This is a genomic window from Deefgea salmonis (genome assembly GCF_020531905.1).
In the GTDB taxonomy this organism is placed as follows: Bacteria; Pseudomonadota; Gammaproteobacteria; order Burkholderiales; family Chitinibacteraceae; genus Deefgea; species Deefgea salmonis.
The window spans coordinates 219021-235397 of record NZ_JAJAWG010000002.1 but is presented as its reverse complement, the minus strand read 5'-3'; the positions used below and the strand labels follow the sequence as shown (position 1 = coordinate 235397).

The 16377-nt window shown below is 44.3% G+C and carries 12 protein-coding genes and 1 pseudogene; 4 read left to right on the top strand and 9 right to left on the bottom strand.

Annotated features, from left to right (window positions below):
• Positions 1 to 111 precede the first annotated feature (111 nt).
• The gene (gene thrC, locus LG219_RS04780) at positions 112 to 1554 is read left to right on the top strand and encodes a threonine synthase (RefSeq protein WP_226763399.1); all 1443 of its coding nucleotides are present in this window, start codon (positions 112 to 114) and stop codon (positions 1552 to 1554) included.
• Between the two features lie 83 nt (positions 1555 to 1637).
• Here the strand turns inward: thrC and LG219_RS04775 are convergent, their stop codons facing one another.
• The gene (locus LG219_RS04775; protein WP_226763398.1) at positions 1638 to 2543 is read right to left on the bottom strand and encodes an ATP-binding response regulator; all 906 of its coding nucleotides are present in this window, start codon (positions 2541 to 2543) and stop codon (positions 1638 to 1640) included.
• A gap of 15 nt (positions 2544 to 2558) precedes the next feature.
• Positions 2559 to 3347 carry a ParA family protein gene (locus LG219_RS04770; protein ID WP_226763397.1) on the bottom strand — a complete coding sequence of 263 codons (789 nt, stop codon included), beginning with the start codon at positions 3345 to 3347 and terminating at the stop codon, positions 2559 to 2561.
• Between the two features lie 253 nt (positions 3348 to 3600).
• Between LG219_RS04770 and htpG the strand changes: the two genes are divergently transcribed.
• The 3 genes and pseudogenes from htpG (at position 3601) to LG219_RS04755 (ending at position 7275) form a co-directional block, all read left to right on the top strand.
• A complete protein-coding gene (gene htpG, locus LG219_RS04765) occupies positions 3601 to 5502 on the top strand; it encodes a molecular chaperone HtpG (RefSeq protein ID WP_226763396.1) in 1902 nt (633 codons plus the stop codon).
• A 728-nt stretch (positions 5503 to 6230) separates the two neighbouring features.
• Positions 6231 to 6326: pseudogene (locus tag LG219_RS15560) on the top strand (PEP-CTERM sorting domain-containing protein); the annotation flags it as partial.
• Between the two features lie 442 nt (positions 6327 to 6768).
• Entirely contained in the window at positions 6769 to 7275 is a 507-nt protein-coding gene (locus LG219_RS04755) for an FxDxF family PEP-CTERM protein (protein ID WP_226763394.1), read from the top strand.
• Positions 7276 to 7336: 61 nt separating this feature from the next.
• Here LG219_RS04755 and LG219_RS04750 read toward each other — a convergent pair whose 3' ends face one another.
• From LG219_RS04750 to LG219_RS04720, 7 genes are all read right to left on the bottom strand, one after another.
• Positions 7337 to 8626 carry a phenylacetate--CoA ligase family protein gene (locus tag LG219_RS04750; protein ID WP_226763393.1) on the bottom strand — a complete coding sequence of 430 codons (1290 nt, stop codon included), beginning with the start codon at positions 8624 to 8626 and terminating at the stop codon, positions 7337 to 7339.
• A gap of 84 nt (positions 8627 to 8710) precedes the next feature.
• Positions 8711 to 9958 (bottom strand): UDP-N-acetyl-D-mannosamine dehydrogenase, encoded by a 1248-nt coding sequence (gene wecC / locus LG219_RS04745; RefSeq protein ID WP_226763392.1) that lies wholly within the window; start codon positions 9956 to 9958, stop codon positions 8711 to 8713.
• Positions 9951 to 11081, bottom strand: a complete 1131-nt coding sequence (gene wecB / locus LG219_RS04740) for a non-hydrolyzing UDP-N-acetylglucosamine 2-epimerase (protein WP_226763391.1) — start codon at positions 11079 to 11081, stop codon at positions 9951 to 9953. The genes wecC and wecB overlap by 8 nt, the downstream gene beginning before the upstream one ends.
• A complete protein-coding gene (locus LG219_RS04735; protein ID WP_226763390.1) occupies positions 11081 to 11836 on the bottom strand; it encodes a WecB/TagA/CpsF family glycosyltransferase in 756 nt (251 codons plus the stop codon). The genes wecB and LG219_RS04735 overlap by 1 nt, the downstream gene beginning before the upstream one ends.
• A gap of 7 nt (positions 11837 to 11843) precedes the next feature.
• A complete protein-coding gene (locus tag LG219_RS04730; RefSeq protein ID WP_226763389.1) occupies positions 11844 to 13829 on the bottom strand; it encodes a heparinase II/III family protein in 1986 nt (661 codons plus the stop codon).
• The gene (locus LG219_RS04725) at positions 13829 to 14644 is read right to left on the bottom strand and encodes a glycosyltransferase family 4 protein (protein WP_226763388.1); all 816 of its coding nucleotides are present in this window, start codon (positions 14642 to 14644) and stop codon (positions 13829 to 13831) included. Before LG219_RS04725 ends, LG219_RS04730 begins: the two co-directional genes overlap by 1 nt.
• 247 nt (positions 14645 to 14891) lie before the next feature.
• Positions 14892 to 16217: a phenylacetate--CoA ligase family protein gene (locus LG219_RS04720; RefSeq protein WP_226763387.1), complete on the bottom strand. Its 1326-nt coding sequence runs from the start codon at positions 16215 to 16217 to the stop codon at positions 14892 to 14894.
• Between the last annotated feature and the right edge of the window lie 160 nt (positions 16218 to 16377).

Here is a 16377-nt window from a genome sequence, read left to right as displayed (position 1 = left end):
CTCGCTCGCTGTTGAATTCTGATTGCAGCCTCGTAGGGTGGGCTTCAGCCCACCAAAATTGAACGTATATTAACCCAAGCCTTAAGAATACTAACCTACAAGCAGATACCCATGAAATACATCTCGACTCGTGGCGGTATGAACGCCCAAGCATTCAGCGATATTCTTCTTGGTGGCCTCGCGCCCGATGGTGGCCTGTCGATTCCAGAGCAATATCCGCAACTGTCTCAAGCCGATTTAGAAAGCATGGCAACGCTCAATTACCGCGATTTAGCCTTCGCGGTGATTAGCCGTTTTGTCGACGATATTCCTAGCGACGATCTAAAAGCCTTGATCGACAAAACCTACACTGCCGAAGTGTATTGCAATGGTCGCTCAAAAAATCAAGCCGACCACATCACGCCGCTGATTAAGCTCGATGCTTCGCTCTATATCCAAGAACTCTCCAACGGCCCAACGCTGGCGTTCAAAGATATGGCGATGCAATTGCTCGGCAATCTGTTTGAATATGTGCTGGACAAAAAAGGCGAGCAAATCAATATTGTTGGCGCAACATCAGGCGACACCGGCTCTGCTGCCGAATACGCGATGCGCGGCAAACGCGGCGTGAATGTATTTATGCTGTCGCCATTTGGCAAAATGAGCCCGTTCCAACGCGCACAAATGTTCAGTCTACAAGACGAAAATATTTTCAATTTATCAGTGCATGGCTTTTTCGACGCTTGCCAAGACATCGTTAAAAACATCAATAAAGACGCTGAATTTAAAGCTCAATACAAAATTGGCGCTGTCAATTCAATCAACTGGGGCCGCATCGTGGCCCAAGTGGTGTATTACTTCAAAGGCTACTTTGCCACCATCTTAGCCACCGGCAAAAAAGTCGGCGATAAAGTCGACTACTGCGTGCCGTCGGGTAATTTTGGCAATATCTGCGCCGGCCATATTGCCCGCCAAATGGGCTTGCCGATTGGCCAATTGGTCGTCGCGACCAATGAAAACGACGTGCTGGACGAGTTCTTCAAAACCGGCGGCTACCATCCACGCGATGTAGCCAACACCTTTGAAACCACCAGCCCGTCGATGGACATTAGCAAAGCCTCTAATTTAGAGCGCTTTGTGTTTGATTTGATCGGCCGTGATAGCGCGCGTTTAGCGGCATTGTGGACCGAAGTTGAATCCGGAGGTGGCTTTGATCTATCCCCCGCTGAGCTAGCGCTGATGCAAGACAGCTATGGCTTTAAATCATCAGCCAGCAATCACAGCGATCGGATTGCCCATATTCGCGAAGTGTTTGAAAAATACGGAGTACAAATTGACCCGCATACGGCCGATGGCTTTAAAGCCGCCAAAGCCCATCGCAATCTTGCCGTACCGATGCTGATTATGGAAACTGCCTTGCCCGCCAAGTTTGAAGACACCATGCTAGAAGCCCTCAAACAAGCGCCGTTCCGCCCTAAAGGTTTGGCGGGCCTAGAAGCTTTGCCGCAGCGCTTTGATGCGATTGATGCCGATGCGAATTTAGTTAAACACTACATCGTGGAACACCTCGCTTAAATACCAAATACCAAACACCAAAACAAAAAGCCCGCTGCGAATGAAGCGGGCTTTTTTTATTTCCGAGGGTATATTCATACAGCTTAGGTTTTACGTAGCACTCGAACCAATACCTCATTACCTTTGCCTTGATATTCCAAACTATCAAACGACATCATTCTCGCCATTGAAATCCCACGGCCATGCGGATCAAACGCACGCTCAGGCGAAAACTCTAAAAAAGGCTGCCAATCAAAGCCCTGTCCTTCATCCGTAATGTAGATCTGAATTTCATCTTCATTCATGCTGTACTTTACGGCCACTTTTCTTGCGGCATATTCTGAGCTGGCTAGTCGTGACTCCACTTCATCTTGCCAACACCCCGCTTGCAGTAAGCGGGATTTATCGGCATAGCTAATCCCCAAATTACCATGCTCGATGGCATTCACCAGCAACTCAGACAAACCCATCGCCACCCGCTGAGGCTCTGGGCAAGCGCGTGACAGCATTAATGTCAGCTGCCTAGCCTCATCTAAAGTACGAAAATGAAATTCGCCATTCACCAATAAGCGATAAGACTCGGCATGCTCAGTAATTTGATCTTCAAGCTGCTTGCGCTCTTTATGAAAGCCGACTGCGGCCGCCACAATCGCCAATAACATTTCACGCTGAAATGGCTTAATCAAATAGTAATAAGCCCCAGCCGCAAGACCTTCTCGAACGTTTTCAGCCGCGCCAACCGCGGTTTGCATAATCACCGGAATATGCAAAAAATCAGGATGTTGCTTGAGCTTGGCCAAGACCTGCATGCCATCCATGCGCGGCCTCATTCGATCAAGCAAAATGGTCGAAAAACCTTGCTGATCGTGCTGCAAGATGTCCCAAGCCGCCTCGCCGTCTTCAGCGGTCACCGTTTCATAGCCGGCATCGGCCAAATGCTCAGAAAGAATTTCTAAATTAAACGGTTCATCATCAACAATCAGGATTCGATTGAGTGGTTTTGCTGCCATATTCACCTCAACTATTTAATGCTGACTGATCGCAACGGGCGATAACTCAGCATACAACTGGCAAAATTCTTGTGTCAGTTTATGTTTGGCATCCAAAGCAATCAAGGGCATCGCTTGATCATGCGACTCACGAATTTTGACTGAACTGGATAGTTTTGATTGCAAAACAGGTAAGCCTTGTTCGATCAGATCCTGCACCAAACGCTGCGGCAAGCTAGCACGTGGCTGATATTGGTTAACAATAATCCCTTCAACTCGCAACTCGCTATTATGGTCTTGCCGGATTTCTTCAACGCGGGCGATTAAACCCAATAAGGCATCGCGAGAGAATGTATCACAGTCAAACGGAATCAAGCAGCCAGAGGCGGCAATCAAGGCCGAAAGTGTGAAAAAGTTAAGTGCTGGCGGCGTATCAATATAAACCTCATCATATTGCCCGGCCAATTCAGCCAAAGTTTCACGTAATTTATATATTTTATAACGCGCTTCCAGCTTGGTTTGCTGCTCAGCAATGCACGGATGCGACGGCATAATGAATAGATTTTTAAACGGCGTCGGGTGAATAAATTGGGCGGAGCCCTTGGCATATAAAGAGAAATTCAGCACTTGATCAAAAAAATCACCCAGATGAGGTTCAATCTGATTCGCGGCAGATCCGAGTAAGTAATGACTACTATTGCCTTGCGGGTCTAAATCAATAATCAATACCCGACGACCTTGCGCGGCGGCCACCGCGGCCAGATTCACCGTAATCGTCGATTTGCCAACCCCACCTTTTTGATTAAAGACGACCCGTCGTATCATCGCAACACCCTCGCCAATTGATCTGATCACACTATAACACCGCACTTCATGTCAGCTTTAAAATGCCTTGCTGCACCGCACAAGCTGCGTCTTTTATGACAAAGGTGTATTTTGTTTCTCGTTTCAATTGTCATGCTTTCTGGTGGATTTCGTAAGCCACGGAGAATTAAGCGCCAAACTCACTTGAAGCAAGCTGCGATGCCCCCATTTGTAAAGCATTCATGTTGTTCAACCCACAGGAAGCAATAAGACTATGTCTAAAGAAACATTAGGCTTTCAAGCCGAAGTCAAACAACTCTTGCAACTGATGATTCATTCTTTGTATTCCAACAAAGAAATATTCTTACGCGAACTAGTGTCCAATGCCTCTGATGCATGCGACAAATTGCGTTTTGAAGCCATCAATAATGACAGCCTGTTTGGCAATGACCCCGAACTCAAAATTCACGTGAGCTTTGATGCCGATGCCAAAACCATCACCATCAGCGATAGCGGCATCGGGATGAGCCGCGATGAAGTGATCCAAAATATTGGCACGATCGCCCGCTCTGGCACCAAAGAATTCTTTAGCCAACTCTCTGGCGACGCACAAAAAGACGCGCATTTAATCGGTCAATTTGGCGTGGGTTTTTACTCGGCCTTTATCATTGCCGATAAAGTCACTCTCACCACCCGCCGCGCAGGCGAAGCAACTGCCACGCAATGGGAATCCAAAGGCGATGGCGAATTCACGCTAGAAACCGTTGAAAAAGCCAGTCGTGGCACGACCATCGTGCTGCACCTCAAAGAAGGCGAAGAAGAATTTCTCAACGATTGGCGTTTACGCAGCATCATCCGCAAATATTCAGACCACATCACTTTGCCGATCATGATGCCAGCGCAAGCAGGCTACAACGAAGACGGTTCAATTAAACCCGCCGAAGGCGAAGAAACCGTCAATCAAGCCAATGCTTTATGGACGCGCAGCAAATCTGACATCACGCCTGAGCAATACATCGAATTTTATAAACACGTTGCGCACGACTACGAAGAACCGCTCGCTTGGAGCCACGCCAAAGTCGAAGGCCGCCAAGAATACACCGAGCTGCTGTACGTGCCAAAACGTGCGCCATTTGATTTATACGACCGCGAACGTCGCCATGGGGTGAAGCTGTACGTACGCCGCGTATTCATCATGGAAGACAGTGAAAAATTGCTGCCGCAATACCTGCGCTTTATCCGCGGGGTGATTGATTCAGCCGATTTGCCGCTCAACGTGTCGCGTGAAATCTTGCAACACAGCAAAGACATCGAACAAATCAAATCCGGTTGCGTTAAAAAAGTGCTGGGTCTGTTAGAAAGCATGGCCAACGCTGACGATGGCGCAGAACAAGCCAAATACGCTGCATTTTGGACTGAGTTTGGCAAAGTACTCAAAGAAGGCGTTGGTGAAGACCTTGGTAACAAAGAACGCATCGCCGCGCTCTGCCGTTTTGCTTCCACCCTCAATGACAATGCCGAGCAAACCGTATCGCTCGCTGACTACATCGGCCGCATGAAAGAAGGCCAAGAGCAGATCTACTTCATCACCGCCGATTCGTATGCCGCAGCGAAAAACAGCCCACATCTGGAAGTGTTCCGCAAAAAAGGCATCGAAGTCTTGCTATTGTCTGATCGCGTTGATGAATGGGCATTTAGCGGCTTAACCGAATTTGAAGGTAAAAAACTCCAGTCGGTCGCCAAAGGCGAGCTCGATTTAGAGCAATTTACCGACGAAGCCGAAAAGCAAGAGCAAGAAGCCGCTGCCACCGAGCTGAAAGACGTGATTGAGCAAATGAAAGCCGTGCTTGGCGATGCGGTCAAAGACATCCGCGTAACCCATCGCTTGACCGACAGCCCAGCTTGTTTGGTGGTTGAAAATCAAGACATGAGCGCGAACTTGGAGCGTTTGCTCAAATCAGCGGGGCAAGATGTAAAAGGCAGCAAGCCAATTTTGGAAGTCAATCCGACGCATCCATTGATCAACAAGCTCAAATCTGAAGTGGCCAGTGCGCAGTTTGGCGATTGGACTCAGCTGATTTTTGACCAAGCTTTATTGGCCGAAGGCGGTCAGCTCGAAGACCCTGCTTCATTCGTAAAACGCTTGAATGGCTTGATGCTGGCGATGCAAAACTAAACGCATGGATTTGTAGTTAACCAGCCCCAAAAAAACCGGCGAAATTCGCCGGTTTTTTTGTTATTACATCGACCCAAAACTAAAATCGTTCCACAAAAATAAATTACAAAAAATTTACTATTAATTTTATATTAATTAAAAATAACTTACACCATTGCTTTGACTTTGCGACAGTATGCGATTAGCATTTCATTTCAAGTAAATATTGTTAATAATCAATTAGTTAGAATATTAACATGTACTGATTTTAAAATCCTCAATGAGATTTGAATATGAAATTAATCCATATCGCAGCCGCAATCGTCATCAGTTCAGCAGTCAGCTTAAGTCAAGCCGCCACCCTCAATTTAACGCCTGCAGAACAAACCGTTGATCAGCAACTCGTGACGCTATTTAGCAGCAGCCACGATACGACAAACTTCACTAGCTATGGTTTTTTTAATATCGCACACACTGGGGACTATCAGCTGACGTTCAAAATTGACGGCGCGCCAGACTCAGGCAAGCTGATCAGTGCGCTTTCATTGATTACTCAAGTCAATTGGACAGGCACCAACCCCAATTTCACCTCTGCACCCCATCTGATTGCAACATTTCAAGATGCAATGATTGGTACTTCCTCTTGGGCTCGCACCTATAGCTTTAGCGCAATTGAAGATGCCAAATTTGCTTACAACACACAATTCACGTTCACCAATCCTAGCTTTAAGGGCGGAACGATGAGCGCGACAGTCACACCCGTGCCTGAGCCAGAAACGTATGCCTTAATGGGTTTGGGCTTGCTCGGGCTACTCGCTGCACGCCGTCGTCAACAAGCGCACTAACTAGCAGTACAACTCAACACAGCGCTAGCAATACGCTAGCGCTGTTTTTTATGCCGCAAACGATAGCCGCAGAAATATCAGTCATAATCAATCCAATTTGGCCAAAAGTAATTAAGCAACACCCTCAGATGAAAATAATTGCTCACGAATAAGGGATTGAAACTGGTAGGCGCTGGCTTGCCAACGAATGCAATGCTTTGCTAGCTGAGCAAATGCGACGAAGAGTCAAAAGTATTTCTCTTAACCACTTAACGCATTAATACACTACTGCTCATTCAATTGCGGCAAGTAATAAAAATGAAATCAATTGTACCCAAAATACAGGTATAAAAATAAATTCACACCGTACTGAACTAAACGCTTTGAGCTAAAGACATCACCAGTTAAAATGCCAACTATTAACATACTTTCAATTTAAGTAATCTATTATATAGGTATATAAATGAAAAAAATTAGCCATTTTGTATGCGCTGCAATCATTGGTCTTACTGCAATATCTAGCCAAGCAGCGGTCACAAAAGTGACATTAAATCAGGGTAGTGAGTTTAGTGCTGAGCAAAAAATCAATAAGAATTCTGGCGATGAATGGATCTATAACTCAATTAGCTTTAAAGTAACGGATCAATCGCCAATTTTGTTTAGCTTTTTTACTGAACAAAAAGCCAATAATGTTGGCAAAGGCACATTTGATTGGTTGTCGGTAAAACTACTGGAAGGCAGCAAAGTAATTAATACTCAATTCTTTGGAGCAACAGGGCAATTTTTATTTAGCAATACATTTTCAGCCAATAAAAACTATAAATTCCAATTTAATGGTATTAGCAGCAACTACACGGGTAATTTAAACTACACCGTTACTGCCGTGCCAGAGCCAGCCACCTATGCCTTAATGGGATTAGGACTAATTGGTCTACTCACTGCTCGCCGTCGTAGAATCAAAACTGCATAATTTTAATTGTAAAAACCCTGTTCAAATTGAGCAGGGCTTTTTTCATCACTCAGCAACAGCATCAATCGAAAATCACCAAGTTGATTTTTCCTGCTTGCGTGCGCTCTAACTTTTCTTTTACGACAATTTCAACATCAAACCACTCACCCCAAAGTGCTTTCTGCCGGTTCGTAATGAATTCGATTGCGCCATCAATATGTACATCCATTTTTAATACAACATACAGTATAATGCAGCCCGATTTGGGTTGCTTAATCTGAATTTGGCTAATATATTGCCAAGGAACATCGTCAACAATAAGGCTTGGTATTTTTAATCCGTTTTTAGCTATTAAATAATGCTGCTGTCTACCATCTATACGTATTTTATTGTCAGATGTTATTTTTACATAATCCTGCGTTTGATAACGAATTAAGGGCATAACCTCATTCCACAATGACGTACCAATAATTTGAGTACCTAACTCATCATCAATAAATTCATTCACGCTATACAACTCATCGAATGTATAACTCATACCATCATTTTCTTCATACGTTGAAAATGCCAAATTAGTTCTTTCTGACAAACCATAATTTGCAGATATTTCGCCTATATAAACATCTTTCATCATTTTCAATTGAGAATCTAACACCGGTTCTGATGCCAACAAAACAGCTTTGACTTTAATCTTTACGTTAATTGAGTCGAGTAAACAAGCAAGTTGATATATACAACTTGGATAACCATGAATAAAGTCAGGTTTAAACTTTAAAATACTCATGGCAATCTCATCTATATTATTTTCTGAAATATGCGTTGGAGATAGCATTAACCGACTACCTTGCATGAAGGTCGGTTTTTTACTGCTGGATCTTAAAGCATCTTGACCAATACGAACCGTCCTAGAAGACTCGACATTAAATCCAAACTTACCCCAGTAGTGCGAAAAGAAAGCTTTTTCAATATCTGCCGCTTTTTTATTGCGATAAACTTCAACACCAAACCCAGACGAACCACTTGATGATGATTTAGATAGAAATGATTTTGTATACTGTTTATTCACAAAATCATTTTTATGCGTAATCAAATCACTTTTAGAAATTATTGGAAATGATTTTAGCATCACAAAAGGATCGTTGTGTTCAATATCCGCCAATGAAATAGCAACATTGTTTTTATAGAAATTGACATCTCTTAAACAAACTAACAAAACGTGCTTCAACTGGGCCTCTACCAAGGCGCTGATCTGAATTTTATTATTAGAGGCCAAAATAGACTTAATCGAAAAATATTCTTTTGCATAAAGTAGGCGATCTGGAATATAGCACCGAGCTTCGTTATAAATATTTTTAAACACTTTGGCCAACATTTAATGCCTCGCAAATTTGCCCCGTTATATATTTTGCTACTATAGAGCAATCCAACTGAAAAGCGGCTGGATTGCTGGTATCAATTATTTATTCGACCAAAATCCACGGGTATCAATCACGATGCAACGTTGTAATTTCTCGGCACGAATGCGGCCAAAATGCTTATGATCAACCAACAGAATAATAATATCGGCTTGATCAATTGCAGTTTGTGTATCGACCAATTCAACCTTGCCTTGTAATTTCTTCGGCAAGGTATCAACGTGTGGCTCAACCGCCAAAATACGACCGACGCCTTTTGCTGCCAATTCAGCCACAATGCCGACCGAAGGGCTTTCACGTAGATCGTCAATATTAGCTTTAAACGCCAAGCCCAAGCACGCAATCACGGGCGCTTTAAACTTGCTCGCCGCCTCTACTACCTGTGTCACCACATAATGCGGTTTAAAGTCATTCACTTCGCGTGCAGTGCGAATAATGCGTGCTTCTTCTGGCGCTGAATCCACAATAAACCACGGATCAACGGCAATGCAATGACCGCCAACGCCTGGACCGGGTTGCAGGATGTTCACACGTGGATGACGGTTGGCTAGCTTAATCAATTCCCAAGGATTAATCGCCAATTTATCGCAAATAATTGACAGCTCATTCGCAAATGCAATATTGACATCGCGGAATGCGTTTTCAGTTAGCTTCGCCATTTCTGCGGTGCGGCAATCGGTCAGCAGGCATTCGCCTTTCACAAAAATATGGTACAAATCAGCCGCCATTTCTGCGGCACGCTGGGTCATACCGCCCACAATACGATCATTCTCAACCAGCTCACGCAGCACATGGCCTGGCAAAACACGCTCTGGGCAATACGCCACTTGCACATCCGCTTCTTCGCCAGCTTGTTGCGGAAAGCTTAAGTCTGGGCGTGCTTGGGCCAACCAGCCAGCCAGCTTCTCAGTAGCGCCAACGGGCGACGTCGACTCCAGAATCACCAAATTGCCCTTTTTTAAGAAAGGTGCAATGGCTTTACCAGCCGCCTCGATGTAGCTCAAATCAGGCTTAGTACCTTCGGTAAAAGGCGTAGGCACCGCAATCATAAAGGCATCAGCTTCTGATGGCGTAGTTTGCGCTACCAACAAGCCTTCATTCACCACGTGATGTACCAAACCATCTAAATCGGGCTCAACAATATGAATTTTCCCACGATTGATGGTATCAACCGCGTGTTGATTCACATCGACACCAATTACTTTAACGCCACGACTGGCAATCACAGTTGCCGTCGGCAAGCCGATATAACCCAAGCCGATCATTGCTACAGTTTGATACTTAGCCATGCTTAAAACTCCCAGTTGCAAGAATATCGTTAATTCGTTTTGCTGCTAAACCATCACCATATGGATTATGTGCGCGTGACATTTGCTCATACGCGGCAGGATTGTCGAGTAACTCGGTCGCTTCTTTCACAATCAGCGCTTGATTCGTACCCACTAACTTCACCGTACCGGCATCGACCGCCTCTGGGCGCTCGGTGGTATCGCGCATGACTAATACCGGCTTACCCAGAGATGGCGCTTCTTCTTGTACCCCACCACTATCGGTCAAAATCAAGTTGGCACGCGTCATCAAATATACAAACGGCAAGTAATCTTGTGGCTCAATCAAATGCACATTCGGCAAACCCGATAAAATACGGCGCACCGGCTCTTGTACATTTGGGTTCAAATGCATTGGATAAAGAATCTCTACATCCGGGCGTTGCGCCAACTCGGCCAATGCCGCGCAAATATTCTCAAACCCTTGACCAAAATTCTCACGGCGATGGCCGGTTACCAAGATCAGGCGTTTTGTCGCATCCAAGAATGGGAATTGCGCGGCTAATTCAGCATTTAATTCGCTATCGTTTTTAATCCGCGCCGCCACATCCAGCAAAGCATCAATCACCGTATTGCCCGTTACATGCACATGAGCGGGATTGACAGCTTCGCGCAGTAGATTATTTTTCGACGTTTCAGTCGGCGAAAAATGCACGGCACTAATCGCACCCGCAATTTTGCGATTCATTTCCTCTGGCCAAGGCGAGTAAATGTTGCCAGTACGTAGGCCAGCTTCTACATGACCAACAGGTATACGCTGGTAGAAGGCAGCCAGACTAGCCGCCATCGTGGTACTGGTATCGCCATGCACCAAGACAATGTCCGGCTGCCATTGGGCAAACACACCGCGCATGCCCAATAAAACTCGGCTGGTAATATCAGTCAAATCTTGCCCTTGCTGCATTAAATCCAAATCAAAATCAGGCTTAATCGCAAACAAAGCTAGGACTTGATCCAGCATTTGCCGATGCTGCGCGGTAACGCACACCTTGGCATCAAAACGCGCATCAGCCTGCAAAGCCGCCACCACGGGTGCCATCTTGATCGCCTCTGGGCGAGTGCCAAATACAACTAGAACTTTCATTATGATTTACCCATCGCTTTTGCAAAAACGGCCTTGCCCAATAAGACAAAGAAATACATATCTTCGATAAAGTAACGTTTAAACATTCGGCGCGGTTCTTGCAAAAAGCGATAAAACCATTCCAGCCCAGATTTTTGCATCCAAACAGGCGCCCGCTGCGTTTTACCCACCATGACATCAAACGTACCGCCCACGCCCATCGCAAACGGCACTTTCATTTGCGATTGATACTTACCTAAAAATTGCTCTTTCTTTGGCGAGCTAATCGCCACAAACAGCAAATCAGTTTTACTCAGGGTAATGGCATCCACAACAGACTGCTCCTCGCCTGCAGACCAATACCCATTGCGATAGCCAGCAATCTGTAGGTTCGGGTACTGAGCGGTAAATTTATCCACCACGCCTTTAACCACCGCCTCTTTGGCACCCAAAAAATAAACCCGCCAGCCCTGCTCGGCCGAATAGCGCATCAGCTCAACAAACAAATCAACGCCAGCCACCCGTCCTTTTAAAGGAATGCCCAATAATTTAGACGCCCAAACCACTGGCATACCATCGGCATTAATTAATGCACAATCATTAATAATTTGACGTAATTCGGGGTCTTTATCAGCCTTTACGACTTTATCTGCATTAATTACGACATGTTGATTCGGCATTCCCGATTCAATTAACTCACCAATTCGTACTAATGTTTCTTGCATGTTTAAGTTATCAACAGAACAACCTAAAATTTCTAAACGAGTATTTTTCATATAATAATTAACCAATTTCTAAAAATTCAATTTTAAATTCTGTAATCCAGATTGATTTACCTACATGGTTTGCAATACGACAATCTAAACGAGTCGCAGGCTGCTTTTCTCCATAACGCTCAGAAACCCATCCCGCAATTGGGCTCAATGCACCACGCTGAGCAATCAAAGAAAAATCAGCACCAGACACAGTGGCCACAATGTTAAATTTTGGCGAACGAATCGCCCATCCCGCATCAGCGCAAACGACCTCAAGATCTGGTGCATGCTGCCAATTGATAGAAATCGAGCAAGGCGAAGCGGCATCAATTTCATCAAACACCCGCACAATCTGCTCGGCATGTGAGTATTCAACACGTCGCAGATGAGCCACTTTGCTTTCCAATCGCTGATAACCATCCTGAGACGCACACCAAGTCGTCAAGCCATCACCAAATGTAAAATCATGCAGTACCGATTTGGCCTGCTTTACCCACATAAATTTACCGCCACTAACCGACTGATCTTGCCCGTTAATACAGACCGTATTGTGTGCCGCAGTACCGCGAAAATAATCACGCCATCCGCCTTCAGCGTGATAACTGTACGTACCTGAATCAACCAGCACCGGCATGCCGCCAACAGAAAGTAATATAGCTAAGGCATCAGCATGCCCATGAGCAGCGATACCCAGATAGCCTAATGGCCCCGAATCCAGTGTTAACTTAACCTCTGATGGCATACCCCAGTCAGAGCCAATCACTGCATACCCACCCTCAGCAAACAAGCGCGGTACGGCAAGCAGATTGGCATTGCGTTTAGGTTTTGATAAAGGAAAAGACAGCCACCATTTTGCCGCTGCTGAATGACAACCTAATGTCTGCCACGGCGCACACCCAAAAATTTCACCACAGACTTGCAATAAATGATCAAACGGTGATGTCGCTGAATCGCGCGCTAACTGCGTGACATAGCCATCATCCGCATCACCAATGCTAGGAACATTGCCAGCCACATCTCGCACAGCAGCAACCCACTCGCCCATTGCATACAAGCGCTCCCAATAGTCCGCAGAGAATGCATACGGCGTAGCCTCTACAGAGCGCCCAGCCCAGAACAAAAATTCAAACACAAATTGCTGGTAAGACATGGCTTGTTCGCGATTGACGCCATCAACGCCGTTTTGCAACAGTGCTTGCTTTAGCAGGTTGTCCTTCGCGAAATCTCGCCATTGGCTGCATTCGGCCCAGAAAGGCCAAGTCATGCAAGCCACCAGCAAGCCAGACAACTCACCAATTAAATGATTATTGGCAGATGAATGTTGAGATAAATGATGCCGAATAAAAAATAAGGATTGATATATATGCGCCAACCAATCCGATTTGAGTTTATGACCCACTTCACCAGCCCACAAAGCAGAATCATCTTGCCCGACTAATTGCCAAATAATCGACCAATTAATCAAGCGAATTGCTGTTTCAAGGCTGCTCGACCAATGCGGCCCATTCGGATAGGGAGCATCTTTTAGCCAAGATGCGAAGCAGTCCTGCAGCGCCGAAATGTAGCGTAAATCTTGTGTTAAAACCCAAGCCTGCGCCAAAGTTACTAATTCAAGATGACGGGCTGGCTCCCACAAATATTTGATATCCCCAACGACGTTACGTTGACTAATTGCTAAGCGCAAACCGAAGCTGACTGGAGCACGAATACCTGTTAAAGGATCAACTTGCCAATCAGGTGGCATACCCAATGGTAATCGTTGCCCAAAGACATCCCACCGCCCAGCCAACAAATGCGCTGCTGAATTCAAAATTGCAGCACATTCATCAGAACTTAGATGCTCAGGCTTTTGAATCCAGGGCGCAGTTGCCACAACGCGTTCGGGTGCCTTTGAATGAGCCAGCAGTAATCCCTTCTCTTGCAATAATTTACGAGAATGCGCTGCAACACGATGCAGCACCTCTGGCAAACTCATGCAACGCAATCGATTCATATACCAATCTAAAGTAGCCATCACTGCACTTCCAACAAGCGGTTGTAGAGTTGTGTCAATTCATTAGCAACAACCTCAACATCAAATTTCTCCGCCACGGTTTGCTGCAATTTCCGTGCAATTTGCCCACGCAAAGCATCATCGGCTAATAAATGATTAATTTTATTGGCCAAATCAATCACATCGCCTGGCTTAACAATGCAATCGGCAACGCAGCAAGCAAGTGCCTCGGGAATCCCACCCACATCGCTAGCAATCACCGGCAAGCCATGGGCCATTGCTTCTAAAATAGACATCGGCAAACCTTCGTTATACGAAGGTAGCAATAATAAGGTCGCTGAATTAAGCAGCCGCTCTTTGTCCTCGCCAACCACCCAGCCCAAGAACTCAACGTGCGCATCGACTTTTAAATCGACCGCCAATTGACGAGCAGTTTCAATTTCACCGGTGCCACCAATTTTTAATTGAACGGAGGGATTTAATTTAATTACATCAGGCATGGCACGAATCAAATCAAATGTACCCTTAGATTCGGAAACATTCCCAAGGAATATCAATAAATTAGCAGCGCGCTGTTTAGAAATTTGCTTAGGAACAATAATCGGATTGTAGATAGTGACCACATTAGCGCTTGCACACATTTTATGTAATTTTAATTGCCACTGATTAGACAGTGCCACAAAAAAATCGGCATGACTAAGGATGTCACGAATCATCATTTTTTGAATTGAATTGCTACGCTCTCGATAAAATAAGTCGAATTCACCACCATGCAAATGAACTACGGTTTTAATCCCAAAAACTCTAGCCACCACAAAAAAGGCATACTTGCGCATAAAACTACCATAAGATGCCATTTTTAAATGCAATATACTGACCTTCCCAAGGCAGCAATATGCAAAAAATTTCAGCCATGCACATAAAAATACCAAGCATTTTTTCAGCGCGCTACCAGCTACATGCGATGCAATATATTGAATATTATTTTTTTCAAAAACCCCTGCTTTTTGATAGGTACACACTACCGAAGCAATTCCCCCTTGCCCATGTAGATCAGTACCAACCATAATTATTTTTTTCATATTAATTCTTCATCTCGTTCACAACCCACCTAAACTTGCCAGACAGTGTATTTGGCAAGTCATCTCTGAGAATAATATTGATTATAATGTGAGCATCAACTAATTCAGCGATATTACGTATAAGCAATTGCCCATCTACATCAGAATATCGACAATCTGGAACAATCCTGACTTCCCAAATAGCAGATGTTATTTGAGCCACCTGTGATTTCAAAATATTTTTAACACCTTTAAACGCAAAAGTTAAGACCGATGGACTAATTGGCGCGCCACTTCCACCAAATATCTGATCTTCGTATTTTCCGACAATAGGCTCAACAACAGGAAAAACACTACCACATTGACAGGCTATTTTTTTCCACTTAGTTCTATCGGATAATTTATAACGAATCAAAGGCATTGCTTTATTATGGAAAGTAGTACCAACTACATAACCATAATCATCTGTTGCAATATCATTATCATCGACAATTTCAACCAAAGAGTATTCGCTATTAACATGCATTTCACCATGTTCACATTCAGTTACAAAAGCAACACGCTCGGCCATACCGTACATATCATAAGATTTACCCTGCAAGCGAGATTCAATAAGTGCTCTTTGATGTAAATACAATGGCTCCGAACTGGTAAATATGATTGGAATAGATAAATATTGATTTTTCTCTTCCAAATATTTAGCCAAAGTAAATGCAGTAGAAGGATAAGCCTGCAACATTTGAGGAGAAAAATCCCTTAACTCATTTATAATTGCATCTATACATGCCGCAACCAAATGACGTGAAGAAATTAACAACTGATTATTATATCGATTAAAAAACCAAAACGGGGGTGTACTACTATTTAATTCAACAATATGATCACCGCGTAATGAAGCACATCTCTGCCCAAGAACAAAACCACACTCTTGCCAATGACGTTTTACAAAGTAATTCTCAATAAGCACAGAATATAGATCGCGAAATATCACAAGTGGCGATCCAGTGGTACCACTGGACTTCCCTACTGAATGCCATCGTTTCGGCTTAGCCTGATAGGGATAATACATAGTCGGTTTTTCTAGTAGATCCGCCTTGGTGACAATTTGAAATTTACTAATTAAATCCGCCAAAGAGCCGTGATTACCCTCTTTTAAATCAACCTGAGTATAAGCAGGTAAAGTTTCAACAGCACGAACTAGACTTTTATTCAACATTTTAAATTGATAATCAGACGAGCTTTTCACCGTAGGCTGCGACCCCAAAACCTTACGCAAAACAAAATCTGCAATAAAGCCATCTCGAACAAGGTATCGAAAAAAATACTTTAATTCTTTTTTAACGTGCATAAAAATCACTTATTAAATTGACTATGAATTGAGTTGATTAATCTTATCCTGATCGATCTTTTTAACCCAACACCTATGCAGACTATAAAATCAATTATTTCTAGCATTTGACTTTGCGATGACGCTCTGCATATCAGTTACAACGACTGCATTACCTTGG

Coding starts and splice junctions, on each gene's coding strand:
- thrC (WP_226763399.1), top strand. CDS start 112: ATGAAATACATCTCGACTCGTGGCGGTATGAACGCCCAAGCATTCAGC.
- LG219_RS04775 (WP_226763398.1), bottom strand. CDS start 2,543: ATGGCAGCAAAACCACTCAATCGAATCCTGATTGTTGATGATGAACCG.
- LG219_RS04770 (WP_226763397.1), bottom strand. CDS start 3,347: ATGATACGACGGGTCGTCTTTAATCAAAAAGGTGGGGTTGGCAAATCG.
- htpG (WP_226763396.1), top strand. CDS start 3,601: ATGTCTAAAGAAACATTAGGCTTTCAAGCCGAAGTCAAACAACTCTTG.
- LG219_RS04755 (WP_226763394.1), top strand. CDS start 6,769: ATGAAAAAAATTAGCCATTTTGTATGCGCTGCAATCATTGGTCTTACT.
- LG219_RS04750 (WP_226763393.1), bottom strand. CDS start 8,626: ATGTTGGCCAAAGTGTTTAAAAATATTTATAACGAAGCTCGGTGCTAT.
- wecC (WP_226763392.1), bottom strand. CDS start 9,958: ATGGCTAAGTATCAAACTGTAGCAATGATCGGCTTGGGTTATATCGGC.
- wecB (WP_226763391.1), bottom strand. CDS start 11,081: ATGAAAGTTCTAGTTGTATTTGGCACTCGCCCAGAGGCGATCAAGATG.
- LG219_RS04735 (WP_226763390.1), bottom strand. CDS start 11,836: ATGAAAAATACTCGTTTAGAAATTTTAGGTTGTTCTGTTGATAACTTA.
- LG219_RS04730 (WP_226763389.1), bottom strand. CDS start 13,829: ATGGCTACTTTAGATTGGTATATGAATCGATTGCGTTGCATGAGTTTG.
- LG219_RS04725 (WP_226763388.1), bottom strand. CDS start 14,644: ATGCGCAAGTATGCCTTTTTTGTGGTGGCTAGAGTTTTTGGGATTAAA.
- LG219_RS04720 (WP_226763387.1), bottom strand. CDS start 16,217: ATGCACGTTAAAAAAGAATTAAAGTATTTTTTTCGATACCTTGTTCGA.